We start from the raw sequence: 25,187 nt of genomic DNA on the forward strand, positions 1-25,187 counted from the left end.
TGAATGCCATTTTTGCGTTAGTAGCTAACAAAATTTTAAATTTGATCTTCCGGTTGGACAACGTACTGGGCGAGCCGCTGATAATCACTGTCCTTTAGTTCGGCGGTGATTTTAGTTCCTTGATCGGTGTAGGAAGTTTTCTTTACGTCGGCATTGCCGTTTAAGAAGTTGACTACTTGACCTTCATCAAAAGGAATCAGGAAATCAGCACGTACGTAGTTTTTAAATACTTGCTTTTTAATTAACGAAGTTAGCATTTCAAGTGATTGAAGCTGCTTTGCCGAGTAGGTGAGTTCGGTTCCATCCAACGTCGGGTAAGCGATGCCTGCCCGATCGGCCTTGTTAAAGGCGTAGATCATGGGAACGTCGGTGACCCCAATTTCTTGGAGGGTGTCCGCAGTAGTTTGCATCATTTCCCGGTAATGCGGGTCGGATACGTCCACAACTTGTACAAGGAGGTCCGCTTTAGCAGCTTCCGATAGGGTGGAACGAAAGGCCTTTACCAACTGGTGTGGCAAATTGCTGACAAACCCAACCGTATCGCTAAGAATCAGTTCTTTTTGGTCTGGGAAGGTTAGTTTGCGCACACTAGTGTCCAAGGTGGCAAACAGCATGTCTTTTTCGAAAACTTGCTTGTCTTCATTGCGGCCGTACATACTGATTAAACCATTCATCGTGGTTGACTTTCCAGTATTGGTGTACCCTACTAAGGCTACGCTAGGGATGTCCTTTTTATCCCGACGCTGGCGTTGCACGTTGGCCGAAGTGGACATTTCCTTAAGTTCCTGGTTGATGTGGTTGATTCGGTTACGAATCGTCCGCCGGTTTAATTCTAGCTTAGTTTCACCGGCACCCCGGTTAGTAAACCCACCGCCGGTATTTCCGGCAGTTTGTTGGTCAAGTCGCTGGGTAGCGCTAGTCCGCAAGCGGGGAAGCTGATATTGCAACTTGGCAAGTTCAACTTGGAGACGGGCCTCTTTTGAACGAGCCCGGTTAGCAAAGATTTCTAAAATCAAACCGGTGCGGTCGATGACTCGTAACTGGGTTTCCTTTTCTAAGTTACTAAGCTGACTAGGGGTTAATTCGTCATTAACCACCAGGGTTTCGACTTCGCGAGCCGCAGCTACTTGGGTCAGTTCTTCAATTTTTCCTTTTCCAAAATAGGTTGCGGCATTAGGCCGTTCTAATTTTTGGGTAAGCTGGTCCATCACCCTCATGTGGTTAGCAGATGCTAACGACTTAAGTTCTGCCATGGCGTAATCCAGGTTAACGCCAGGTAGTTCTAGACCGGCAATAATAATTGGTTCTTCATTGATTTCTTCGTTCATATAAGAATGGCCTCCAAATTATTGAAAACGTTTATATAATTATATCATGGATTAGGCGGGGGTAGAAAAATAAGCATTTTATGGGGTGAGCCGCGTAAATTTCTCTGCCGTAATAAGAAAATGAGAGTGGGACAAAAGTTGGATATACAACCTAGTCGAAATGTGTCCCCAGCCCCAACTCGTTCCGGTTAACTAAAAAGTAGACCTAATTGTCGAGACAATTAGGTCTACTTCTCAATTAATCCTCACGAGTTACCCGGGGCTGGGGATACTCTGCCAAAATATTCCACCACTCCATCTTGGTCCCTCAATTTTAATTTGGTAACACTCCCGTTGCGGGGGCTATGGGACACGTCAATTTCCGGGTTGAACATGGACGTCAAAATTCGAATCAAAGTTCCGTGCGATACCACCAATACGTTATCACCATTGTTAGCTTGGTCAAAGGTGTAATCCAAACCTTGTTGCAAACGGGTGGTGATTTCCGTGTAGCTTTCGGCATCGTGGAACGGATCCACGTTTTTCCACACGTCGATGGCCGCCTTAATGCCATGTAAAGCGGTCATGGCGTTAAGGGTTGGTTCAATTGTGGAATGTTGTTGATAAAGTTTAAATTCAGTTTCTACCGAATTAGCACCTTCGAAATAACCAAAGAATTGTTCCCGAAAAGCTGCGATTGGTTCGATGGTTTTTTCGGGTAACGGGTGGTGATTTCGCTGGTTGATGAACCGGGCCGTTTTGATTGCCCGAGTAGTATCTGAACAATACGCGTGGGCAAAGTCCACGTCCGCTAGAAAATCGCCTGCTTGTTGGGCGTCGTGCACCCCTTTTTCGGTAAGTGGCGAATCAGACCAACCTTGTAAATGGCGGTACCGATTGAAGAGGGTTTGCCCGTGCCGTACAAAGTAATAGTTAACAGTTTTCATGAATCTATGCTTTCTTAAATGATTTTCTAAAGATGTTAAAGAAGAGGAAGTAAACCGCCAAGGTAGCGACCACGATAATTCCCCAAGCAATCACGCCAGACCAAACGTCAGCACTGTAGTGGCCCTTAATTACTAGATAAGCGCCCACAATGAAGGTTAAGATTGCAAATGGGTAGGAAGCCCGGGAAGTCTTCTTCAAATGGTTACGTTCTACCCACGCCATGTAAGGAAGCAACGCGGATAGGGCAATGAAAATTACCGGAATGATGATGTTCAACGCTAATTCCTTGTCGTATAAAGCAGTTCCTGGCGTCGCGTCGGTTGGACGAACCCCTAACAGTGAAAATACGATGGTGATTACAAAGCACCATGCTCCCACCAACCAAGCAAGAACGTCGTTTTTGATGAAGACGTAATCACTGTGGAATTCTTTACTCTTTTGCCGAATGCGCATGAAGGCAAAGAAGACAAAACTAGTTACAAATGGCGAAACAATTCCGTTGATGTTCAAAAGCCAGTTGAACATATCGTTAATACTTGGTAGCCAGTTACTGAGGAAGAGTACCAGCGAAACGATTCCAGTGGTTAACCAGTACCCATTGATTGGCAAACCGTCGCTATTTAGTTTACCTAGTGATTTAGGCAGGTACTTCATTGCGACGTCAGACAAGAAGATCCGGGTGCTGGCGTCTAAAATAACCGCCAATTGGGCAAACATGTAAAGGGCTTGACTCACCGCAAAGATGTACATGAGGGTGTCCCCAATTCCAAATTCCTTCCCTAACGCTTGGAAGGCGTAGTAGGAACCGTTCATCTTTAAATCGTAAGGAAGATGGTGGGCATTAAAGAACACCGCCAACGAGAACGAACCAAAGACGGTGAGAAAAATTGTCATTAATAATAGCATCATCATGGCTTTCGGAAAGTCCCGTTTACCGTCTTTCATTTCCTTAACGTATGGTGCGGCAAGCTCGGCACCGTTAATCGCGAAAATTAATAACCCAAAGGTAGATAGGAAGTGTCCATCAATTTTAGGGATGAAGGCCCTCGCGTTAAAGGGCTGGGTAGCAATGTGACGACCATGCATTAGGGCGGTAACCGTCATTACCACGAAAAGAATCGTCATTACAAACATGGCCCCGCCGCCTAAAGTACTGAGAATCTCCAACGAGCGGTTGCGGAAAAAGTGCTGGAACCAAATAAAAACTAAAAAGACCACCGCGGTGAAGAGAGCAAAGGCAATCGTGGGCATGTAGGATTGTAAATCCCCGTTACCCTTAACTAACCAACTAATTGAAACTACCACGGAGTTAGCAACGTCGACTACGTATGGTAATCCCGCAATCCAGTAGAAGAAGGCCACGATGTATCCGGCAAGGTCCCCGTTAGTTGCGCGAACCCAGGAAGCTAATCCGCCACCGTCTTCGTTGAAAGTTCCGCCTAGTTGGCCAACCATCATTTCATATGGCCAAACAAAAAGCAGAATCATCAAAACCCAGGTAGAAACAATTGCTAAACCTTGGTTATGAAAATTGTAAATTAAATCGTCAAAGCCAATTACGGTAACAAAGTCCATCAGAGCAACGACCGGCCAGCTAATGTACCTTTTTTTTGCATCTAAAGGTGAATTTTCCATTCTTACGTCTCTCCTATGTAAATTTTAAATCTCAATTCTACTATCTTAATTGTTATATTCGATTAAATGAATTCCATCTTCATCAAGGGTAAAACGGGTAATGCTGCCATTTTTAGGACCCCAAGTGATGTCTAGTTCAGGATCTGCTTTAGCTGCGATGGAACGGATTGTCGTTCCGTGACTGACGATGAGGATTTGATCGCCATCGTTAGCGGTCGCTAGCAAGTCGTTAAATCCACGGTTGATTCTTTCCCAAAATTCGGCGTTATTTTCCGCATCGTGGAAAGGATCGGCCGCTTTAATAGCGTCTTTAGTTTCCGCAATCGGGCGTTCTTCGAGAAATTCGTGGAACGAGCGTTTTCCAGAAATCGGCATCAAAACTTCAAACCAAGTTTGGGCAGAATCGTTGCCTTCAAAATAACCGTAAAATTCTTCTCGAAATTCGGTTTTTGCTTGGATTTCAGCGGTAGTGTGCTTGTTTTCAGCTAAAATGGCGCGGGCAGTGTTCATTGCTCGGGTGGTATCCGAAGCGTACACCGCGTCGAACTTAGTATCGCTTAGTCGAACGCCAGCTTGGTGGGCGTCTGCGTACCCTTTTTCAGTTAAGGGTGAGTCGGACCAGCCTTGCATCCGATTGTACTTATTAAAAATGGTTTGTCCGTGACGAACAAAGTACAGCTTTAGTTGTTTCATCAGCTTCTGTCCTTCCTTATTTTTTGTAAAACCTCAACCATTCTATCATAAATTAAATTTCCAAAATGACTTAAATCTTTGTGAAAACGCATAAAAAGGAGTAAAATTTATGTCTAACAAAACCGAGAGGTGAAACATATTGGCAGACGAAATTTTTAAATATGAAGAAAAACATTTAGCAGAGGTCTTAGATAAGGTAGACATTGCTATGGATAAGGCCCAAAAAGATGCTAAGAATGCCGAAAATGATCGCGGAGCAATCCAAGATAATTTTTATAACGATGTCCGAATCAATACTTCCAGTTATTCAGGAATGATGGACACGGCAATTTCAATTCGCCAACAACAGCAGTTGCTCGAAGAGCGTGAGAATAGTTGGCAACACGCAACCAAACGAATTAAAACACTTAAACAAATGCAAAAACGGCCTTACTTCGCCCGGATTGACTTCCACGAAGAGGGCGAGAAAAACGACGAGACTATCTACATCGGACTGGGTTCGTTTTCGGATACTCCGGACCACTTTTTGATTTACGATTGGCGTGCGCCAATTTCAAGTGTTTACTACGATGGCAAAATGGGCCACGTGGAGTACGCAACCCCAGATGGGCAACAATCCGTGGATTTAAAGTTGAAGCGCCAGTTTACGATTGAAGACGGTAAGTTGATTTCGGTTTACGATACTGACGAAACGATTGGCGATCAAATGTTATTGAACGCTTTAGGATCGCAGTCGGACGTAAAGATGAAGAGCATCGTTTCCACCATTCAACGCGAACAAAACCAAATTATCCGGAATACGTCCGCGGACCTTTTATTTGTGCAAGGGGCGGCTGGTTCAGGAAAAACGGCGGCAATTTTACAACGAGTTGCGTTCTTGTTATACCGTTATCGGGGAAAATTGACGGCAGGACAAGTGATTATGTTCTCGCCAAACCAGTTGTTTAACGACTATGTGGACCAAGTGTTACCTGAATTAGGGGAACAAAACATGGTGCAGATGACCTATTACCAATTTGCCCGGCGGCGGATTCCTAACTTAGATGTGGAAAACTTACAACAACGGTTTGATAAGCAGCTTACTGACGCAGAACGAAAAATCGACCAATTTAAAGGTAGTTTACAATTCTTTAAAGCCCTAACCCGTTATGCACAGCACCTTGGGAAGGGCGGCATGCGGTTTAGAAATATCATGTTCAAGGAAAAACCGTTCGCTAGCAGGGAAAAGATTAAGGAAATTTACTATTCGTTTAACGACACTTATAGCTTAAGTAACCGGATCGACGGAACTCGAGAGACCTTAATTCGCATGCTTAACCAAAAGGTTGGGAGCGAACTACGGACGAAATGGGTAGAAGAAGCGGTGCAAAACTTAAGCCAAGAAGAAATTCACGAGTTGTTTAAGAATAAACCTCGCGAATTCAAGGACAATGACGAAGAATTTAAGTTTTTAGCTCGGCAAATTGTGGTTAAAGAGTTAAAACCGGTTCGGAACGCAATTATGCGGAACCGCTTCTTGAGTATTAACGCGCAGTACGTCCACATGCTTCGGACTTTGCCAAAGTGGTATAAGTTAGAAAAAATCGGGGTTACCGAAGCACAGTGGCAGGCCCATGTAGAAAAACTAGTGGAAAATCTTAAAAATCGGCAATTAACGATGGTGGATACGTCAGCGTACCTGTACCTCTATGATTTAATTACTGGTAAACGGGGCGACCGTTCGATGCGCTACGTGTTTATCGATGAAATCCAAGATTACAATGCCTTTCAACTAGCTTATCTGCGGTATAACTTCCCGAAGGCTAAGTTTACTTTGCTAGGGGATTTGAACCAATCAATTTACGCAAACGAAACCAGTAAAACCCTTTTGGCAGAACTTTCGACCATGTTTGATCCGGAAAAGACTAAGGTAGTTCAGTTGGCGAAGTCGTACCGTTCGACGCAACCAATTACGGACTTCACGAAGGAGATTTTGGAAGAGGGCGAAGCAATCGAAGCGTTCAACCGCCAAGGCGAATTACCCCGGGTTGCCGTTACCCAAGATCAAGCTACCATGCTTAAGACGGTCCAAGCCCAGTTAGAACGGGACCGCCAAGACCACGAAACTACCGCAATTATTGGTCGTAGTTTAGCAGAATGTGAGCAAATCACGGAGCAGTTGCAGGCCGCTGGAGAAAAGGTAACTTTAATTCGCACGGAAAATCAACGACTTGTAGAAGGAACTTTAGTAGTACCATCCTTCCTAGCTAAGGGACTGGAATTTGATTCAGTGATTGTTTGGGATGCTAACGCGGAAAATTATCAAAGTCACCGCGACGAACAGTTGTTATACACCATTTGTTCACGGGCAATGCATCGTTTATTAGTAGTAGCCATGGGACAACTTAGTCCGTTAATTGCTAAAATCCCCAAATCGTTATACCAAACAATTAATTAAGTTATGCACAGCAAACGATGGATAATGGGAATCAAGTTGCAAGGAGTGCAAAAAGTAATATTTACCCGATCCATGGTAGTAAAATTCTGATATAGTAGTTATGTAAACACTTTCAAGACCCCCTAAGGAGGAAAAAGATGATTCAAAGCAGTTACACGGGAGCGGATTCGATTCTGGACAGTCTCATTAACCATGATGTGGAATATATTTTTGGGATTCCAGGTGCCAAAATTGACTTACTGTTCGAACAGTTAGAGCATTCTAATCGGGCTCGTAAGCCCCGGTTAATTATTACCCGACACGAACAAAATGCGGCCTTTATGGCGGCAGCGGTTGGTCGGATTACCGGAAAACCGGGAGTGGTTTTAACCACCTCCGGCCCCGGAGTGGGAAATTTAGCTACCGGATTAGTTACCGCGACGGCGGAAGGGGATCCGGTATTAGCTATCGGTGGGCAAGTTCCCCGTAACGACCTTTTGAGACTAACGCATCAAAGCATGCGCAACGCGGATTTGTTTGAACCAATTACCAAGTACAGTGTGGAAGTGCAGGAACCAGAAAACATTTCAGAAGTTTTGGCAAATGCCTACCGGGCTGCGGAATCTTCTAAACAAGGGGCAAGTTTTGTGAGTTTTCCACAAGACGTGGTGAACGCACCAGTTAGCACCCGGCCAATTCAACCCTTGAAGAAGCCCATTTTAGGACCAGCAAGCCCTGATGAAATTAAGAAACTGGCGGAAGCCATTAAAAACGCCCAACTTCCCGTACTATTGCTAGGGATGCGGGCGTCATCGCCAGAAGTTACCCAAGCGGTACGGCAGTTAGTTAAGGAATCTGATTTGCCAGTTGTGGAAACTTTCCAAGGCGCGGGAATTATTTCCCATGATTTAGAAGACCATTTCTACGGGCGGGTCGGACTTTTCCGCAACCAACCTGGGGATAAGTTGTTGAAACACAGTGATTTGGTTATTACGGTCGGATACGATGCCATCGAATACGAACCGCGGAACTGGAATGCGGAAGGGGATGGCAAGATTCTCGTAATCGACGATTCACCATCCGAAATCGACCACAACTTTGAACCCGAAAAAGAACTAGTGGGCGACATTGCCCAAACCATTAACCTCTTAACACCGCACCTCGCGGGTTACCAAATTAGTAACGACGGAGAGCAGTACTTAGAGCAGTTACGCGAACAACAAAATCAACAGGACTTACCGCCCGAAGCGGAATCGGATACCCAACGAATTCATCCGTTATCACTAATTTCAGCGTTGCAGTACCGGGTCGACGATGAAATGACCGTTTCAGTTGACGTGGGAAGCTTTTATATTTGGATGGCACGGCACTTTAGAAGTTACCAACCACGGCACCTCTTATTTAGTAACGGAATGCAAACCCTCGGAGTTGCCTTGCCATGGGCAATTTCAGCGGCGTTGTTACGTCCGGGTCACAAATCAGTTTCCGTTTCTGGAGACGGGGGCTTCCTGTTCTCCGCGCAAGAATTGGAAACAGCCGTTCGGGAAAATCTAGATATTGTGCACATTATCTGGAACGATGGGCATTATGACATGGTTAAGTTCCAAGAAGAATTGAAATATGGCAAAGCTGCGGGAGTAAACTTTGGTCCGGTTGACTTTGTTAAACTGGCTGAAAGTTATGGTGCCAAGGGCTTGCGAGTTGATGGACCAGCAGATCTAGGAAAGAAACTGGACGAAGCGTTTCAAACGAAGGGACCGGTAGTGGTCGACATTCCGGTTGATTATCGAGATAACGTTAAGTTGGGCCAATCCTTGCTACCAGATCAACTATAAAATATTTGTAAAAAAGGGGGGATTGCAGATGGCAAAATTATTTCAATACGGCACGTTAGCAATGTTAGTGGACGGACTTTTCGGCGGAACTTTGACTGCCGAAGCATTATTAGAACACGGTGATTTTGGGATTGGGACTGCGGAAGGTCTTGATGGCGAAGTCATTATTTTAGATGGGGTTGCTTACCAAGCCCTAGCTGACGGGAGTGTTCGCATTTTGGAACCCGAAGCCATGTTACCCTTTGCCGACGTTAACCAAGCGGATTTTGAGGGTCACGTGGTTTTACCAGAAATCGAAATGACTGAAGTAGATGCGACATTAGCTAAAGAATTGTCATACCAAAATACATTTGTGGCAATTAAAATTAGCGGACTCTTCTCCCGGGTGCAAACCCGGGTGGTTAAAGGCCAACAGCGCCCTTACCCAACGTTGAGCGAGACCGCTGCGAAGCAACAAATCTTTGATGCACAAAACATTAAGGGAACCGTTGTGGGATACTATAGTCCGAAACTATTCCACGGAGCGAGCGTGGCCGGAATGCATTTGCATTTCATCGACGACCAACACCAATTCGGCGGTCATTTATTAGATTTTAGGGCTGATCAAGTGAAACTTTCCTGGCAGATACTGGACGGGATTGACTTGAGTTTACCGATTAAGGACTCCGAATTTATGAAGCATCAAGCTAGTGACGTGCGAGATATTCAACAGTCCATCGCTGAATCGGAATAGTTAAGGAATTAATCGAAGACGAGGATTTAGTAATCATGCAGGCACAAGGATATTTCACGTTTGACCGCACCGCGTGGCAAAATTTATCAAATCGGGCAGAATTACCGCTGACTCAGCAGCAATTAGCCGACATTAAGGCGCTTAACGACCGGATTTCCTTAGAGGACGTCCAGGACGTTTACGTTCCACTGGTACGGTTACTGCAGAAGAAGTACGCTGATTTTGAAAAATGGAACCGCGATAAACTGGACTTTTTACAGATTCCAGTTAAAAAAACGCCGTTTATTGTAGGAATTTCGGGAAGCGTAGCGGTAGGTAAAAGCACCACTGCGCGCCTATTGCAGGTGCTGTTAAGCAACTGGTTTAGCGATTTAAAGACCCAGTTGATTACTACGGATGGCTTTTTATACCCTAATGCTGAGTTAAAGCGGCGTCATTTAATGAGTCGGAAGGGATTTCCTGAAAGTTACAACATGAAGGAATTAATCCACTTTTTAAACGCGGTGAAAACGGGCCAAAAACAGATCAAGGTGCCGAAATATTCACACCAAGTTTATGACGTCATCAAGGATGAATATGACGTAATTGATCAGCCAGATATTTTAATTGTGGAAGGCATTAACGTACTCCAATTACCGGCTAACGAAACGATTTACGTTAGCGACTTTTTCGATTGGTCGATTTACGTGGATGCGGAAGCGGACTTGATTGAAAAATGGTTCCTGGAACGGTTCGGCGTGTTATTGGATACGGCATTCCACGATCCGAGCAATTACTACTACCAGTATGCCCAGATGCCACGGGAAGAAGCCTTTGCCTACGCTAAAAAAATTTGGCGCGATATCGATTTGAAAAATTTAAAAGAATACATTTTGCCAACCCGTTTTAGAGCCGATATGATTCTACACAAAACGGAGGGGCACGTGATGGACAACATCTTAGTGCGCGTGTAGGCGCCGTTCTACGTAAGAAACGAAGGAAAAATTCGTTTTAAAAAATTAGGAGGCTAACTTGTTGCGATTGACTTTAATAGAGCTCAAACGTGTGCTAAAAAGTTAGTTTTGCCTAACCCCAATTGATCAGTGTGCCTGGATTTGGCATACTGGTCGATTTTTAGTTAAGGCACATAAATTGAGTTGTCTAAAAGTACGGAAGAACAAGAGGATGGCTTGGACTAAGAAAGGCTGATTAGCTTAGTTGCTAATACCTTAATACGACCAATGGATAAAGGCTTATGTTAGCAAATGGGAAAGCTAATCAAGTACGGATAGTAAATAAGGCAGTACTAAATGCTTTTCTTTTTGGAATAATGGTGATACACTTACTAAAAATACCACGAGGAGTTAACTATTATGAAGATGTGTTGTTGTTTGATATCAGTCTAATGAATAAGTGATCAAATTATGGATTCCCTTATTTGTTAGCGAACCAGCTTATTTGGATCTTAAGGGCAATTCATATTGATCATCAACACACCTTCTATATAATTTTTTTGACGTGCAAAAGGGGTTGGGGTCTATTTGAATAGATCCCAACTCTTTTTAGTTAGGAAGAAAAATTATGGTGAATGAAAGATTAGTTAAACTACTAGGTAAACATCGTGGTGGTCAATCTTGTTAATGATGGTTAGTGATAAAAATGCATGTAATACCATAATTAATAAGAGGGAATGAAGATTTATGAATGATTTGATGATTTGGGCAACCGTGGGGATTGCTGGCGTGATCCTGCTTGTTTTAGCTTTATTACAACGAAAGAACGTAAGCTTCAATAAGTTAGTTTTGATTGGCTTGGTTTTAGGATTAAGTTTTGGAGCAATCACCCAAGCAATTTTTGGATCAACAAGTAAAGTTGTTGCTACAGCAGTTGATTGGATTGGAATTGTGGGGAATGGCTACATTTCGTTATTACAAATGCTGGTAATTCCACTAATCGTAATATCGTTAATCAGCGCGTTCACCAAGCTAGGAGACACTAAGAATCTGGGGAAGATCGCGAGAAACGTGCTAACGGTGTTATTAACAACTACGGCAATTGCGGCATTTATTGGGGTAATTACCGTGATCGCTTTTAACTTGCAAGGAGCGTCGTTTGTAAAGGGGACCGCCTCTAAAGACAATCTGGCCTTTTTACAACAACACCAACACGCATTATCAGAATTAACGGTTCCGCAAAAAATTGTAAGTTTCTTACCACAAAACATTTTTGAAGACCTTGCCGGAACGCGGGCAACCAGCACGATTGCGGTAGTGATTTTTTCACTAATTGTTGGGTTAGCGTATATATGGTTAAAAGAACACTATCCCAACGACGCACTTGCCTTCGAACGGGGCACCGATATTCTAGATAAATTAATATCCAGAATGGTTCGTCTCGTCATCAATTTAACTCCGTACGGAATCTTTTCTTTGATGGCAAAGACAATTGCGGTGAATAGTATTAAAACCATCGTAAGTTTAGCGTACTTTATTGTGGCGGTCTACGTGGCATTGTTGTTGGTGTTGGTAGTCCATACCGTTATTTTATTATTAACGCATACCAACCCGATTGAGTACTACAAAAAAGTGTGGCCAACTCTGATCTTTGCGTTTACTTCGCGTAACAGCGCGGGAACGTTGCCAATGAACGTCGAAGTACAAACTAAGCAACTGGGGATTAATAAGGCCATCGCAGATTTTTCTGCTAGTTTAGGGCTCAGTATTGGACAAAACGGATGTGCAGGAATTTACCCAGCCATGATTGCGTCGATCACGGCTCCGGTAGTGGGAATCAACATCGTATCGGTTAAATTTATTTTAACGTTGATTATTATCGTCACCATTTCATCCTTTGGGGTGGCTGGCTCAGGTGGCGGCGCGACCTTTGCCGCCCTAATTGTCTTAGGGACGTTGAATTTACCGGTTGGCATCATGGGAATTGTTTTGGCAATTGATCCGATTATCGATATGGGTCGGACGTTAGTGAACGTTAACGATAGTATCCTAGCCGGATTGGTAACTGCCAAACGAAGTGACATGTTCAATGAAGATGTTTTTAACGGTAAAGAAAAAATTGAACAAGCTTAATTGAGTGAGATGAATTAGTTTTTAGTGTTTTAAATTAAAGGACCGTTTCAGGAATTTTTAGATTCTGAAATGGTCCTTTTTTATTTTAATTAAAAACGTCATCTTTTAAGCGATAGTTTGATGAATTGGTGATTGGATAACTAAAAATAACTTATTCAATTAGCGTTAAGCCGGCGGCATCGAGAATTTGTAACTGGTGTCCAGGAAGCTTTTTAACCAAATGGTGGCTTTCCCAACGTTTTAGATAACGGCTAATGGTTTCCGGCGTGGTTCCTAACAAGGTGGCTAAGTCCTTATTTTTGAGCGGCAGGGTGAAAGGATTGGCTTGCAAACTAGCAGAAGTTTCGACGAGGTAATCGGCAAGTCGTTCAGCAACCGATTCTGTATTAGTCTTGGTGGCTTGAGCTTCGAGCGACAATAGCCGGTTGCCCAGGGTGTTCATCACGTTCACGGCAATTTGAGGATTGCGGGTTAGAAGCTGTTGAAAATCCGCCCGCGCAATCGTGCACACGGTGGTCGGGGTTAAAGTTGTCGCCGTGGAATGGTGCTCAAGTTGGTTGAAAAGGGCTGCTTCCCCGTTGATGTCACCGCTTTGGAGCAGGTAAAGCAGATGTTCCTTACCGTTTTCTGCGGGTCGTACCACCTTAACTTGCCCCTTGGCAACGATGGTCAAGGCGTCAACAGCGTCCCCGGCTTGATAAAGAATTTGTTGGGCCGGGACGTGACGATGGTGAACGATTGCCTCAATTTGCTGGCTTTGAGTGGGGGTTAAGTTTTTAAAAATCGGTACTAAAGGCACGCAATGGTGCGCATCAACGAGGGTGGCCATTATATTTCTCCTTTGTTTCATTAGCAAAGTGCAAATTTTTTTGTCAAAACTTGACCAAGGTCAATTTCAAAAAGGTCGGGTACTTCTATGCTTAATATATCAAAGCAAGGAGGAAATATAAAATGACTAAGGTTATTCTGCAATTAGATACGTTAACTTGCCCAAGTTGCATGACGAAAATTCAGGGCGCCCTCACTAAATTGGCGGGGGTCCAAAACGTTAAAGTACTTTTTAACGCTAGCAAAGTTAAGGCGCTCGTTGATGATCGGTTAGATAGTGCGGATTTAAAACGGACCGTTGAAGAACTAGGGTATCAGGTAAAAAGCGTGAAAACCAAGGAGGTTACTGAATAATGGCAAAATCAATTGAAGAACGTTATTTAGCAGAGCAAAAGCAAGCTGAAATTGACCACCACCAACCAACCGCGGGAGCGATGGCGGACCATATTCTGGCAAATTTACGCGTGTTGACCAATAAACTGGTGCAAGCTGCTTGGTACGTTAAGGGGCCAAGCTACTTTGCCGACCGGGAATATTTGCTACAGTTACAGGCAACGTTAAACCATGATTTCGTGCAATTAGGCGACCAGCTTCGTGCGGTAGGGGAAAAGCCCGCTTCCGTCACCGCAGAATTTAGCGAATACAGTATGCTTACTGAAGATCCGCGGATTAAGTATTACTCGACGGAAGCTATATTGGCGGGGTTAGTAGCAGATTGCCAAACTAGTTTGATGTTTATTCAGCGCGCCGTTGCGTTGGCTAACCAAGAAAGTAAGTTTCCCTTAGCAAGCTACTTAATTGAGCTTAACGGACAATTTGAACGGGCTTCACAAAAATTACAGGCCCGTTTGGGAAAAGAACCGCGCGAAGGTTTGGAAGAGGACGATGAAGATGATTAAAATGCAACGCTGGTTCACAAGGTTTGCTAACCCGCTGCTCGGGGTGGCTGCGCTATTAACCGCCGTGGGATGGCTGCTGCAACATAGTGGGGAGTTCCCAGAAGCAGCTGGAATGGCGTATGGCATAGCAACGTTGGTAGCGGGGATGCCGATCCTGTTGAAAGCAATCGCTGCGTTACGCGCCCGGGTGGCCAGCATTGAATTGTTAGTAAGCATTGCCGTGCTAGGAGCTTTAATCATTGGGGAACTAGAAGAAGCGGCGGTGGTCACTTTTTTATTTGGTCTAGGTAATTACTTAGAGCGCCGTACTTTAAAGCAGACTCACCGGGCGTTAGCTAACCTAACGGAAATGCAGCCGACACAAGCACTCTTAGTGAGCGAAGGACAAACCCGCACGGTAGCAATTGACGATGTTGAGGTAGGCGACCAGTTATTAGTGCGGATTGGTGACCAAGTTCCAGTTGACGGGCGGGTGGTTACCGGGACGGCTGCCGTCAACGAAGCGGCCATTACTGGTGAAGCGCGGGTGGTTAATAAAACACCCACGGATCAAGTATACACAGGTACAATTGTGGAAAACGGACAAATGGTGGTTGAAGCCCAAAAAGTTGGGGAAGAAACCACGTTTGGCAAAATAATTGAGCTCGTGGAGGAAGCTCAAGACAATCAGGCGCCGGTAAGCCGTTTTATTGATCAGTTTGCCCGGTTCTACACGCCACTGGTTTTAGTGTTAGCGCTCTTAACACAGTTAGTTACGCAAGACTTCCGGTTGGCGATTACAATTTTGGTGCTGGCGTGTCCGGGAGCGTTAGTAATTGGGACACCGGTATCCAACGTCGCGGGAATTGGCCGGGGAGCGCAAAGCGGCATCTTGATTAAGGGCGGTCAGGTCATTGATCAACTGGCCAAGGTGCGTACCATCCTCATGGATAAAACCGGGACGATTACCACTGGTAAACCGACCGTCCAGAGCTTCTATCAGTATTCACAACAAGATTGGCTAGCAGTGGCGGCCCAATTAGAAAAGCAAACTAACCACCCTTTGGCAGTGGCCGTTGTGGAATTTTATGAACAACGAACGGGTCAGCCTGTGCAAAACCATGATATCGCAATCACCACCGTTAAAGGAATCGGGGTTACCGCCACTTGGCATGGTCACCAAGTGAAATTGGGAAGCCCGCGGATTTTAGAACCAAGTGCCCAAAAACTTTCTAATAAACAGACTGCTGATTTACAAAAACTGCGGGAAAATGGGCAATCGGTAATTTTAATGATCGTAGACGGTGCTTTAGTGTTGACAATGGGCTTATCCGACCAAGTCCGACCCGGCGTAGCTAGCGCACTTAAACAACTTCGCCAAACCGGAGTGACGAACCAGTGGATGGTGACCGGTGATCAACTAAAGGTTGCCCAGTCCGTTGCGCATACCGTGGGAATCACCCAGGTTAAAGCAGGTCAGTTGCCTAACGAAAAGGCCCAGTTTTTGAAGGAACTCCAAGCAAGCGGTCAACCAGTGCTATTCGTTGGCGATGGAATTAACGATAGTCCCGCAATCGCCCAAGCAGCGGTTGGAATCGCGATGGGGAGCGGCACCGACGTCGCGATTGAAACTTCGGACGTGGTGCTGATTAATCCTGATTTTAAGAACGTCGTTTTTGCGCGGCAAATTGCTCAAGCAACGCTGCGTAACATGATGGAAAACGTGGGAATTGCGGTTGGTACGGTGGCGCTGCTGATGTTAGGAGTTAGTTTAGGCTGGGTAAATATGGCAAGCGGGATGTTTTTCCACGAAGTTAGTATCCTGGTGGTGATTTTTAACGCCATGCGATTACTGAAACTAAAACGTCCCGCCTGGGAAAATTTTTCCACAAAAACTGGCGGTGAGAGCCCTTCCAGTAAAACTATCTAAGTGATAGGGCTATGGTTTTTCACAATTTTCCTGTATGATAGAGGATAAGAATGAAAAGATGAGGTGAAGGACTTGGCGAACACAGATTTATCAAATTTTGATAAAATCATTGTTTTGGATTTTGGTAGTCAATACAACCAATTGATTACGCGCAGAATCCGTGAATTTGGGGTTTACTCAGAGCTTCTTTCTCATAAAATCACTGCGGAAGAAATTAAGCAGATTAATCCTAAGGGAATTATTTTCTCCGGGGGACCGAACAGTGTTTATGATGACGATGCTTTTCGAGTTGATCCTGAAATTTATCAATTAGGAATTCCAATTTTGGGGATTTGTTACGGAATGCAATTGATGGCCTACAATTTGGGCGGTCGGGTTGAATCTGCGGATAACCGGGAATACGGCCATGCAGATATTAACGTAACTGATGACCAAGCGGCATTGTTTAAAGGCTTGCCAGCTACTCAAACGGTTTGGATGAGCCACGGTGACTTGGTTCGTGAAGTTCCAGCCGGTTTTAAGACGGTAGCTACTAGCGTAAATTGCCCAATCGCTTCCATGGCGGATGACGACCGGAAATTTTACGGCGTTCAATTCCACGCGGAAGTGCGGAATACGCAATATGGTAACGATATTTTACGGCACTTTGCCTTTGATGTTTGTCAAGCTCAAGCAAATTGGTCAATGAACGACTTCATTGACATGCAAGTGGAAAAGATTCGCGAAGAAGTTGGCGACCGTAAAGTACTCTTAGGGCTTTCTGGCGGGGTCGACTCAAGCGTTGTCGGCGTATTGTTGAACAAAGCAATTGGTGATCAACTAGTATGTATCTTTGTGGATCATGGTTTGTTACGTAAAGGTGAAGCAAAGCAAGTTATGGATAGCCTAGAAGGCAAATTCGGCTTGAACATTATCAAGGTTGACGCACAAGACCGCTTCTTGAGCAAGTTAGCCGGAGTTACTGATCCTGAACTAAAACGGAAGATCATCGGTAACGAATTTATCGAAGTCTTCAATGACGAAGCTCAAAAACTTAAGGGGATTGATTTCTTGGCTCAAGGTACCCTTTACACTGACGTAATCGAAAGTGGAACGGATACTGCGCAAACAATCAAATCCCATCATAACGTGGGTGGATTGCCAGAAGACATGCACTTTGAACTAATCGAACCACTTCGGACCTTGTTCAAGGATGAAGCGCGTGACTTAGGTGAAAAGTTGGGAATGCCAGAAGATTTAGTTTGGCGGCAACCTTTCCCTGGCCCTGGTCTAGGAATTCGGGTGCTAGGTGAAATCACCGAAGATAAGTTGCAAATTGTTCGCGATAGTGACTTGATTTTACGTGAAGAAATCAAGAACGCTGGCTTAGACCGCGACATTTGGCAATACTTCACCGTCTTACCAGGAATTCGCAGCGTTGGGGTAATGGGTGACGGCCGGACTTACGACTATACAGTCGGAATTCGTGCAGTTAACTCAATTGACGGAATGACCGCCGACTTCGCGCGGATCCCATGGGACGTACTCCAAAAAATTTCGGTACGAATCGTAAACGAAGTTGACCACGTTAACCGTGTAGTGTACGACATTACGTCCAAGCCGCCGGCCACTGTGGAATGGGAATAAACTAAATATAAACGAAAACCACCTTATCCCGGTTAATCCGGATGATAGGTGGTTTTTTCGTGTTTTTTAAAAAGGGATAAGCGGGATAAGATGGAAAAAGTTGTGGTACCGAGATGGGTACATGTACCCATCAAATAATATTGGGGTTTAGAAGCCTAATTCTTGCTTAACTCCATTATAAACTTTAATTACACTACTCTTGTTGGGGCGAGTGTATTGATTAGTCATTTGGACGTTGGAGTGGCCAAGCCATTTAGCGATCGATGTATCTGACAAATTAGATTCCTTAGCTCTGGTAGCAAAGTAGTGTCTTAATTTGTGCGGGTGGATACGAACACCACATGCTTTGCTGACTTTCGTAAAAACTCTAGACGGATACGTTATATGAACTGCATGTCCAGACATTTCATTTACAAATAAAAACGTATCAGGTTTAATATCTAGGTTATATTTTTCTCTTATTGATTTACAAGTATTAATAGCAAATTTAATTATCCCAATCATCTCACCAGTAATATACAGTGTTCGGTAAGATGACGAAGTTTTTAATTCTCCGCCATTAGGTTTATATTCAGTTCGTCCGCGATCAATTGTAATTTTACATAGCTCTTGGCCATTTTTATCTTTTAAGAACTCAAACGATTCCAAGCGTAATCCTAGAATTTCTTCCCGACGCGGGCCCAGAGTAAAAAGATATACCATAGATAATTTATATTTGTTTAATATTTTTTTAGCTGTATCTAGCCATTTTTTATAGTCTGCATCCTCTAATGTCAAATCTTTGGCTGATTTAGCTCCAGTTATTGCAATGTGCTTTAGCTTGTTTTTATTGATTAGATCGAAAGTTTCGGCCTGGTTCATTATTAATTGCATGATTGAATTAATTGTATTAATTGTTGTTTTTGCGTAGTTATTTTTGACCAAGTTATCAATAAAACGTTGGTAATCAGATCTAGAAACATCAGATAGTGCTACATTACCAAACACAGGACGCAAGTGTGTATTAAAATATCCTACTTGTGTTTGTTGTGTGTCAGGTCGCCATTTTTTTAGCTGAACATTTCTATCAGCAATTTTGTCAAAATATTCGCCGACAGTTATATTAGCATGTTCAATGGGCGATATTCTATTGTTGTAAAGTTCATTTTCAAACTCAGTGAGTTTAATCTCGGCATCTTTTACACTTCTAAATCCGCTTCTAGTGAATTCCCGAGACTTATTTTCACTATTTTTATAAATCCGCCTAACGCCGTATCTTTTTCCTTTTTTAGTTTGGTACTCGTAAATATTGGGGTGACGCTTAACAGCTTTCCATTTTCTCATAACTATCAATTCTCCCTTTTGTGAAAAATTAGTCCAAAAATGCAAACGTATGTTCTTTTTTAATCCAAAAAAATAAGCCTCTAGGCATTACACACGAAATGATATTTCTGAAACATCAACATCTAAGTTGTTATCTTTGATAAACTTTTCAATCATCGCTTGTTCTGATAGCAATCCAGGAAGCATCTCTTGATAGTCCTCCTCATCGACAATGTCACGGTGCGGCTTGATGCGAACTCCATCATCTTTTAGGCGTTGTTTAACGTATTGCGAATCGTTAAACGGGTTATCGTCTAGTACATCTAATTTCATTGATTTCAAGATAAAACCTCCATTTATATTTGATTAATGCCCACATACGGAGTTGAACCGTATTGAATCACCGGAGTGGGAGGATGCTTATTCGGGTTTAAGTCCAAATTGCCAAGCCATATAATTTATTCTTCTACTCCAATTATATTTAAAATTAGGAGTATATGGGATGTTGCTTAAACCATAATAGCTTTGAAGACTTAAAATAGTTTCATGAACAATTTCTCTCATATATGCTAAAGTTAAATCTTTAAAATGTATGGGTTTACCTGCTTTTGTCGAATCGTATCCCAAAAGATAACTAGTTCCACGACTCGGTTCTAGTGACATTCCGGTATCTCCAGAAGTTATATTTTTATATAGTGAATCGATATTTTCATCAAAATGTGCTCCGCCATCTTGATTGGCAATGGTTATTATGATTTTAGAACGAGTTAGCTGAGTTGTATGATTAACATCGTTCATAAAAAATAATCTTTCATCCCACCATTTTTCAAAGGTTGTTGTTCTTTTTGAGTTTGGCTTGAACAAAAACGTATTATAAAATTCATTATTTTTATTAGTTTTAAAGCATGCAACGTAGACTGATCCATAATTTAGGCCACGGTTATACTTTACTTTTGGATTGAACGATTGCATAATAATCTTATCTTTGTCGTTAAGATTAGAAATTAGACTGGTTTGACGATTAGTATCATAGAATAAAAGTCTAAGTGTTGCAGCAGAACGCTTTATAGCTCTAAAATCGCCGTAGTCATATCTTTCGGCATCAGCGATTAAATCTCTAAGAGAATCTTTAAGTTGTTCCTTTTCTGCACCTGGTAGTCTAGATTCTCGTTTTGAAGTTTTTTTATTTCGCATGGGGGATTTAGTAATGGATAAAGAAAAATATATTCATGAAATAAATAATATTGAAGACTTGGAGTATATTTCAGAGTATCAATACATGCTATCAACGTTTCCGACTCAGAAAAATATCTCAGTTAGTAATCTGAAACATTTGTTCAAAGGGCTTCCAATCGTTGATACAAGTGATGAAGAGTATGTACACTGGATTCAACTTGATGATGAAGCATTAGAATATATTAATTCAATTATACATTGAGCTCCTTTCTGCATCCCGATTATGGGATGCTTTTTTTATGCCCACCAGCGGAATCGAACCGCTGCGTGTCACCAGAGTAGGACTATTTTTTTGATAATGATTTATGTGCTAATTCTTTGGCACGTTTTAAACGGGGCTCAAAGTAATCTAGCCACATTGCTCCACCGTATTTTGGTTGCTGTTCATTTATGAACTCTTCTATTATTTTGATTTCATTGTCATATAGCCTTAATTTTCTATAATTTATAGCTAAACGCTTATAAACTCGTGCACTTTGGTCGGTTAAATTTCTAATTGGTAATAGTAAAGAATTGGATTCATTACTATTACCAGACTTTGAAAGTTGTTCTGCCTTTTCAATTATTTTAATAAATTCATCTTGCTTTAAGTCCTCGCTCTTTTTTTGGCGCATTTCGTTTGCTGCTTCGGTATTTCCGGAGGATTCCCAAAAATCTACAAGATAATCATAATTATTATAAAAATTTTTTGAGCGTTTTTCTTTTTCTGATGGAGTAATCCAACCAGATTTGTGCAGTTCTATGTATTTCCAATTATCTTTTAAAAAAGCTAATCCTTTTTTTGTTATTTTTCTATGGACAGTTATTAAATCATTCTCTAATAAATTCTTAAATGATTTATCGATGTCAGTTATGTAATTTTTTTTTAGATATTTCGGAAGTGGATTACAGTTACGAGAAATGCACCATAAGTATAAAGTATCTCCAATAGTGACACTAGAAATAGTTGTTGGATTATTTGCCCATGGAAATATACTATCAAAGTTTACGGAATTGGCAGGATATCCATTAATGGTCAAATCTGGATATGACAACGTTGTTCCTTCTAATTCTTCATTGCTTTGCAAATTAGCTTTCTTAGAATTTAACTCAGTGGCAACTGCTTTATTCTTATATATTAACTTTTTAAAAAATGAAGATATGCGACTCATTTGCCTTCTCCTATATTTAAACGTGATATGTTAGAAAGTAATTATCTAAAGTTCTAAGATTTGCTTTTTCTTTGCATTAAACTCTTCTTGCGTAATGATTCCTTCATCGAGTAGCTCTTTGTATTTTTTAATTTGATCAGGTCCGTCTAAGGGTGTAGTGCTAGAAATATTTGAGGATAATGTATGTAGAGACTCTTTATACTTTTCAGAACTTTCTTTTATTTTGTTAACCATAATTGGGGCAGTATTTTTGTCTACTTGTTCAACCAAAGTTGTAACAGCCCCGTTAGTTATTGAAATCTTTCCAAATAATAACCCTTTAGAATAAGAGACACCGTTAACCATGTCTAAAGGTATTTCTGTTGACTTAATACCAAAAATCAGCCCTTTATCAATGAATAAAATTCTTTTTTGTGTAAGTACAATAAGTACAGTATTTCCATCAACAAAACCTGAAGTAGCATATTGTATAGTCTCGTCATCGTTTAAAATTTCAGGTAAAGCTTTTACCTCTTTTTTTGTTCCAAAAGTATCAGAAACACCAGCTTTTTCCATTTGTCTTTGTATTTCTTTTAAGTCCATGGCTATTCCTCCAAAAAGATTTTAAATTAATCACTTATATTTTTACGAATTCGTAGGCAATCCGTAAGTTACTTCTAGCTCACGAATGGTATTAGGCAAACGATCGTATTCTTCCACATAGAATAAAGCTAAAAGGCCACTGGCAAACTCGTTAGCCTGGTTTTCAAATTCATCATATCCAAAGCGAATGCCAGTGTAGTAACCAGCTAGTCCTTCATGCATAAAATAGTGGCCGAGCTCATGGGCCAAGGTAAAGTACTTCTGTGGTGAATCACGTAATGAATCGTTTAATATTATAATTGTTCCCTTATCGTCATAATTTGTTTTGCCCAAAGGCATACGCCCCAAATAGCAGTAGCGTACATCTATATTCAATATTTCGGCAATCTTGAAAGGATCAGCCGTTTTGTATCTTTTTTGAACTGTTTGTATAAAGTCTTTAACAATAGACAATTGACACACCACCTAATCATGTTTATGACGATCCCAGAAAATTTGGGTCATTGCTATCCGCAATTTCTCTTTTTCATCCTCTGTAAGATTGTCGCCGCCATAGGTGAAAGATCCATCATTTTCTTCCAAAAAACGTTTGAGATCGTAGGTGTCTTTTTTATTAGCCCACTTAGGCGTATTATTTCGTCCATGTAAATAGTCCAAAGTCACTTCAAAAAAATCCGCAATTTTATTTTGCATTTCAGCATCGGGCATACGCTTACCTTGCTCGTATGATGAATACGTTGTTTTCGCAATATTAAGAATATTGGCCATTTCTTGTTGAGTCAATTTTTTTTCTTTTCGCAAAGCTTGTAATTTATTTGCAAACATACAAAGCCCCCATTTCTACTTTATTTAATGGTACTACACAAAACGCGTACAAGGTATACTAAACGAGTATTTAACACGAAAAGAGTATATTTTTTGTTGACATAACACAAAACGCGTATTATAGTATAAACATAAGGTACGCAAATCGTATTACAAAAGGAGGTGAATCTATGAAACCGAGAACCTGGTTAAAAGATTACAGAAATCATTTTAACTACACACAGAATGACATGGCAGAGCTGTTAGGTATCGCTGTAACAACATATGCTTCTTACGAGCAAGGTCATAGGACTCCTAAAGTAAGTTCTGCAAAGAAGTATGCTCAAAAAATGAATATCAATTGGAGCTATTTTTTTACAGATGATGTACGCATTTCGTACCACAAAAATAAAGAAGAGGTGACAGCATGAATGATGAATTACGTTCAAAAACATTTAATAAAAATTTTTCGGTTAAGTACGAAATACTTTGTCAAGTTGAAAAAAGTCTCAAAAAAAGCAATGGCATCGTAAAATTGATGCTCATTGCAAAGACGATTAACCTTTTAAATCTGAAATAGGGATTCGGGCTTTGTTGATTTCAATGTAACTAATCTCTGAACCAGATATTGAAATATATGAATAATTTTCGTCCGTAAATTCATTACCAGTACGAATGAATTTAAATAGATAACTTTCGGCTGTATCTATATAAAAATCGGGAATCTTTATTTCTTGGTTAGTATCTTTAACCGAAACAACATTACTGATATGAATCGGCTCATCGGTATGTTGATCAGCATGTCCTTTAAGCCAAATAAAAATATCGTATTGCTTGTTTTCCATAATTACACCTCCTTTCGGTATTGATACATCTATTATCCCACAAGGAGGGTAGAAAGCTTTATAGCTAGTTCATATTTAATTTTTAAAGAACAAGGAGGCAACAAAATGGATAAAAGCAAAGGCATCTCACTAAAAATCACACGACCCGAAAAGAATGCCAACGTAAAAGAATCTTGGGGATACGAAGTTAGAATTAACGGTTACAAGATTGAACAAGGTATCAGCGCTATCGCGTTAGATATGCCCGCAAATAAGAAGCCAGTTTTAACGATTAAATGCCGGCCAGATTATATTGAAGCTGATTTGCAGGCATTGGTTAAACTGATGGATACATCCAAGGAGGACAAAAATGCTACTAAATAAAGCAATGCAATTACACCGACAACTGGGATTATCCCAGTGTTATGACTTATGTAACGAATGGTTAGATGAGCAGGATATCTTATTCGCCATCAAAAATAAAATCATCCCTGAATTAACGTTTCAAGCTATATGCAAGGGTGCCATTCCAGAAGGTGCTGTAAAACAAAAGATTAACGCAATGCCTACAGCGATGATTGGCTAATCGCCTTTCCACAATTCCAATAGTAACAGCAGGCAACGTGAATAAAAATCTCCAAATTTTCACTAAAAGGGGGTGATAGAGTTGGTAATTTCACAAGAAAAATTAGGTCAAGAATTGCAAAACGCCATGGCCCGACAAGACATTACAGCTAAAGAGCTAGCTTACCGCTTAGGACTTAAATCGGTGTCCACGATTTCAATGTGGACGCGGGGTGAACGCCAGGTTACAGAAGCCCGTTTATATGATTTGTGCCGCGTTCTTGATGATTGGCGATTTAGATTTAAAGTCGCTAGTTACATCGCCGGTATTGACCTGTTAGGCGATAACGAATATCAAGACAACGTACTAGCACAACATAATCGCGTTTTGAAAGAAGAAAATGAACGGAAACAAGTTGACCCAATTTATTACGACGTAATTAGTCGTGGTGCAACTGATGATGAACAGGTCATTATGGAGCATGACAAGGAAAGTTTCGAAGAGATTCAAGCAGAAATTAGTGAGTGGGTCACTGGAAAGGAGCAGATTTTATGCAAACAGACGATTTAGTTTTACAGAAATTCTTAGAAACTTTGAGAAAACCCGCAATTAGGATGCTAAAAAAAGCGATTGACGAAGCTAGCCAAAGCGAAGAGAGAGTTTACGTAAAAAAGGCAACAGCTTGTAGAATTCTAGATTGCGATAACAAGACATTTAATGAGCATTTCGCTGGTCAGATTGATGTCTATTATCTAGGTGATTCGAAAATGAAACGCTACTTACGAAGTGACGTTGAGCGGCTAGCTAATAAGGTGAAAGCGTAGGAGGA

28 protein-coding genes are annotated in these 25,187 nt (G+C 41.7%); 15 read left to right on the forward strand and 13 right to left on the reverse strand.

The features are described 5' to 3' along the window. Positions 1-35: 35 nt before the first annotated feature. The 4 genes from hflX to NL111_RS01895 form a co-directional block, all read right to left on the reverse strand. Positions 36-1,328 carry a GTPase HflX gene (gene hflX / locus NL111_RS01880; protein WP_002829998.1) on the reverse strand — a complete coding sequence of 431 codons (1,293 nt, stop codon included), beginning with the start codon at positions 1,326-1,328 and terminating at the stop codon, positions 36-38. A 245-nt stretch (positions 1,329-1,573) separates the two neighbouring features. Further along, positions 1,574-2,254 (reverse strand): histidine phosphatase family protein, encoded by a 681-nt coding sequence (locus NL111_RS01885; protein WP_285110368.1) that lies wholly within the window; start codon positions 2,252-2,254, stop codon positions 1,574-1,576. 4 nt (positions 2,255-2,258) lie between these two features. After that, positions 2,259-3,890, reverse strand: coding sequence for an APC family permease (locus NL111_RS01890; protein ID WP_285110369.1), 1,632 nt, complete (start codon positions 3,888-3,890; stop codon positions 2,259-2,261). 45 nt (positions 3,891-3,935) lie between these two features. Then, entirely contained in the window at positions 3,936-4,583 is a 648-nt protein-coding gene (locus NL111_RS01895) for a histidine phosphatase family protein (protein WP_002829995.1), read from the reverse strand. A 139-nt stretch (positions 4,584-4,722) separates the two neighbouring features. Here NL111_RS01895 and helD point away from each other — a divergent pair, with 139 nt between their 5' ends. From helD to NL111_RS01920, 5 genes are all read left to right on the forward strand, one after another. Beyond that, positions 4,723-7,020, forward strand: coding sequence for an RNA polymerase recycling motor HelD (gene helD, locus NL111_RS01900; RefSeq protein ID WP_285110370.1), 2,298 nt, complete (start codon positions 4,723-4,725; stop codon positions 7,018-7,020). Between the two features lie 137 nt (positions 7,021-7,157). Beyond that, positions 7,158-8,834: an acetolactate synthase AlsS gene (gene alsS, locus NL111_RS01905; protein WP_002829993.1), complete on the forward strand. Its 1,677-nt coding sequence runs from the start codon at positions 7,158-7,160 to the stop codon at positions 8,832-8,834. A gap of 28 nt (positions 8,835-8,862) precedes the next feature. Continuing rightward, entirely contained in the window at positions 8,863-9,567 is a 705-nt protein-coding gene (budA, locus tag NL111_RS01910) for an acetolactate decarboxylase (RefSeq protein ID WP_285110371.1), read from the forward strand. 32 nt (positions 9,568-9,599) lie between these two features. After that, entirely contained in the window at positions 9,600-10,520 is a 921-nt protein-coding gene (coaA, locus tag NL111_RS01915; protein WP_370647627.1) for a type I pantothenate kinase, read from the forward strand. 726 nt (positions 10,521-11,246) lie between these two features. Further along, the gene (locus NL111_RS01920; protein ID WP_002829990.1) at positions 11,247-12,632 is read left to right on the forward strand and encodes a cation:dicarboxylate symporter family transporter; all 1,386 of its coding nucleotides are present in this window, start codon (positions 11,247-11,249) and stop codon (positions 12,630-12,632) included. 151 nt (positions 12,633-12,783) lie between these two features. On the opposite strand, the gene NL111_RS01925 is transcribed toward NL111_RS01920, so the two are convergent. Further along, complete coding sequence (locus NL111_RS01925; RefSeq protein ID WP_285110372.1) at positions 12,784-13,461, reverse strand: Crp/Fnr family transcriptional regulator; 678 nt, start codon at positions 13,459-13,461, stop codon at positions 12,784-12,786. Between the two features lie 122 nt (positions 13,462-13,583). On the opposite strand from NL111_RS01925, the gene NL111_RS01930 reads away from it, so the two are divergent. The 4 genes from NL111_RS01930 (at position 13,584) to guaA (ending at position 17,894) form a co-directional block, all read left to right on the forward strand. Continuing rightward, positions 13,584-13,814, forward strand: coding sequence for a heavy-metal-associated domain-containing protein (locus NL111_RS01930; protein ID WP_002831095.1), 231 nt, complete (start codon positions 13,584-13,586; stop codon positions 13,812-13,814). Continuing rightward, positions 13,814-14,359, forward strand: coding sequence for a ferritin-like domain-containing protein (locus tag NL111_RS01935; RefSeq protein WP_063504667.1), 546 nt, complete (start codon positions 13,814-13,816; stop codon positions 14,357-14,359). The genes NL111_RS01930 and NL111_RS01935 overlap by 1 nt, the downstream gene beginning before the upstream one ends. Then, a complete protein-coding gene (locus NL111_RS01940; RefSeq protein WP_285110373.1) occupies positions 14,346-16,268 on the forward strand; it encodes a heavy metal translocating P-type ATPase in 1,923 nt (640 codons plus the stop codon). The genes NL111_RS01935 and NL111_RS01940 overlap by 14 nt, the downstream gene beginning before the upstream one ends. Before the next feature lie 72 nt (positions 16,269-16,340). Then, entirely contained in the window at positions 16,341-17,894 is a 1,554-nt protein-coding gene (guaA, locus tag NL111_RS01945; RefSeq protein ID WP_285110374.1) for a glutamine-hydrolyzing GMP synthase, read from the forward strand. Positions 17,895-18,041: 147 nt separating this feature from the next. On the opposite strand, the gene NL111_RS01950 is transcribed toward guaA, so the two are convergent. The 3 genes from NL111_RS01950 to NL111_RS01960 form a co-directional block, all read right to left on the reverse strand. Beyond that, a complete protein-coding gene (locus NL111_RS01950; RefSeq protein WP_285110375.1) occupies positions 18,042-19,217 on the reverse strand; it encodes a tyrosine-type recombinase/integrase in 1,176 nt (391 codons plus the stop codon). Positions 19,218-19,304: 87 nt separating this feature from the next. Beyond that, positions 19,305-19,538, reverse strand: a complete 234-nt coding sequence (locus NL111_RS01955; RefSeq protein ID WP_285110376.1) for a hypothetical protein — start codon at positions 19,536-19,538, stop codon at positions 19,305-19,307. 78 nt (positions 19,539-19,616) lie between these two features. Beyond that, positions 19,617-20,390 (reverse strand): hypothetical protein, encoded by a 774-nt coding sequence (locus NL111_RS01960; RefSeq protein WP_274803653.1) that lies wholly within the window; start codon positions 20,388-20,390, stop codon positions 19,617-19,619. 13 nt (positions 20,391-20,403) lie between these two features. Here NL111_RS01960 and NL111_RS01965 point away from each other — a divergent pair, with 13 nt between their 5' ends. Beyond that, positions 20,404-20,634 carry a 2-hydroxymuconic semialdehyde hydrolase gene (locus NL111_RS01965; RefSeq protein ID WP_285110377.1) on the forward strand — a complete coding sequence of 77 codons (231 nt, stop codon included), beginning with the start codon at positions 20,404-20,406 and terminating at the stop codon, positions 20,632-20,634. An 82-nt stretch (positions 20,635-20,716) separates the two neighbouring features. On the opposite strand, the gene NL111_RS01970 is transcribed toward NL111_RS01965, so the two are convergent. The 4 genes from NL111_RS01970 to NL111_RS01985 are packed head-to-tail and all read right to left on the reverse strand — an operon-like array spanning position 20,717 to position 22,990. Further along, positions 20,717-21,583: a hypothetical protein gene (locus NL111_RS01970; protein ID WP_285110378.1), complete on the reverse strand. Its 867-nt coding sequence runs from the start codon at positions 21,581-21,583 to the stop codon at positions 20,717-20,719. A gap of 45 nt (positions 21,584-21,628) precedes the next feature. Further along, positions 21,629-22,165: a PH domain-containing protein gene (locus tag NL111_RS01975; RefSeq protein WP_285110379.1), complete on the reverse strand. Its 537-nt coding sequence runs from the start codon at positions 22,163-22,165 to the stop codon at positions 21,629-21,631. 42 nt (positions 22,166-22,207) lie between these two features. After that, complete coding sequence (locus NL111_RS01980) at positions 22,208-22,618, reverse strand: ImmA/IrrE family metallo-endopeptidase (RefSeq protein WP_285110380.1); 411 nt, start codon at positions 22,616-22,618, stop codon at positions 22,208-22,210. 12 nt (positions 22,619-22,630) lie between these two features. Next, positions 22,631-22,990, reverse strand: a complete 360-nt coding sequence (locus NL111_RS01985) for a helix-turn-helix domain-containing protein (RefSeq protein WP_152688835.1) — start codon at positions 22,988-22,990, stop codon at positions 22,631-22,633. Between the two features lie 170 nt (positions 22,991-23,160). On the opposite strand from NL111_RS01985, the gene NL111_RS01990 reads away from it, so the two are divergent. Next, on the forward strand, positions 23,161-23,400 hold the full coding sequence (locus NL111_RS01990; RefSeq protein ID WP_152688836.1) for a helix-turn-helix transcriptional regulator: 240 nt from the start codon (positions 23,161-23,163) through the stop codon (positions 23,398-23,400). 126 nt (positions 23,401-23,526) lie between these two features. On the opposite strand, the gene NL111_RS01995 is transcribed toward NL111_RS01990, so the two are convergent. Then, on the reverse strand, positions 23,527-23,814 hold the full coding sequence (locus NL111_RS01995) for a hypothetical protein (protein WP_285110381.1): 288 nt from the start codon (positions 23,812-23,814) through the stop codon (positions 23,527-23,529). Positions 23,815-23,919: 105 nt separating this feature from the next. Here NL111_RS01995 and NL111_RS02000 point away from each other — a divergent pair, with 105 nt between their 5' ends. From NL111_RS02000 to NL111_RS02015, 4 genes are all read left to right on the forward strand, one after another. Next, positions 23,920-24,177, forward strand: a complete 258-nt coding sequence (locus NL111_RS02000; RefSeq protein WP_285110382.1) for a hypothetical protein — start codon at positions 23,920-23,922, stop codon at positions 24,175-24,177. Continuing rightward, the gene (locus NL111_RS02005) at positions 24,164-24,379 is read left to right on the forward strand and encodes a hypothetical protein (protein ID WP_285110383.1); all 216 of its coding nucleotides are present in this window, start codon (positions 24,164-24,166) and stop codon (positions 24,377-24,379) included. The genes NL111_RS02000 and NL111_RS02005 overlap by 14 nt, the downstream gene beginning before the upstream one ends. Before the next feature lie 81 nt (positions 24,380-24,460). Then, a complete protein-coding gene (locus NL111_RS02010; RefSeq protein ID WP_285110384.1) occupies positions 24,461-24,928 on the forward strand; it encodes a helix-turn-helix domain-containing protein in 468 nt (155 codons plus the stop codon). Continuing rightward, positions 24,910-25,182: a hypothetical protein gene (locus NL111_RS02015; RefSeq protein WP_128472030.1), complete on the forward strand. Its 273-nt coding sequence runs from the start codon at positions 24,910-24,912 to the stop codon at positions 25,180-25,182. The genes NL111_RS02010 and NL111_RS02015 overlap by 19 nt, the downstream gene beginning before the upstream one ends. The last annotated feature ends 5 nt before the right edge of the window (positions 25,183-25,187 follow it).

This window comes from Pediococcus sp. AC40, from assembly GCF_030252485.1.
Classification (GTDB): Bacteria; Bacillota; Bacilli; order Lactobacillales; family Lactobacillaceae; genus Pediococcus; species Pediococcus acidilactici.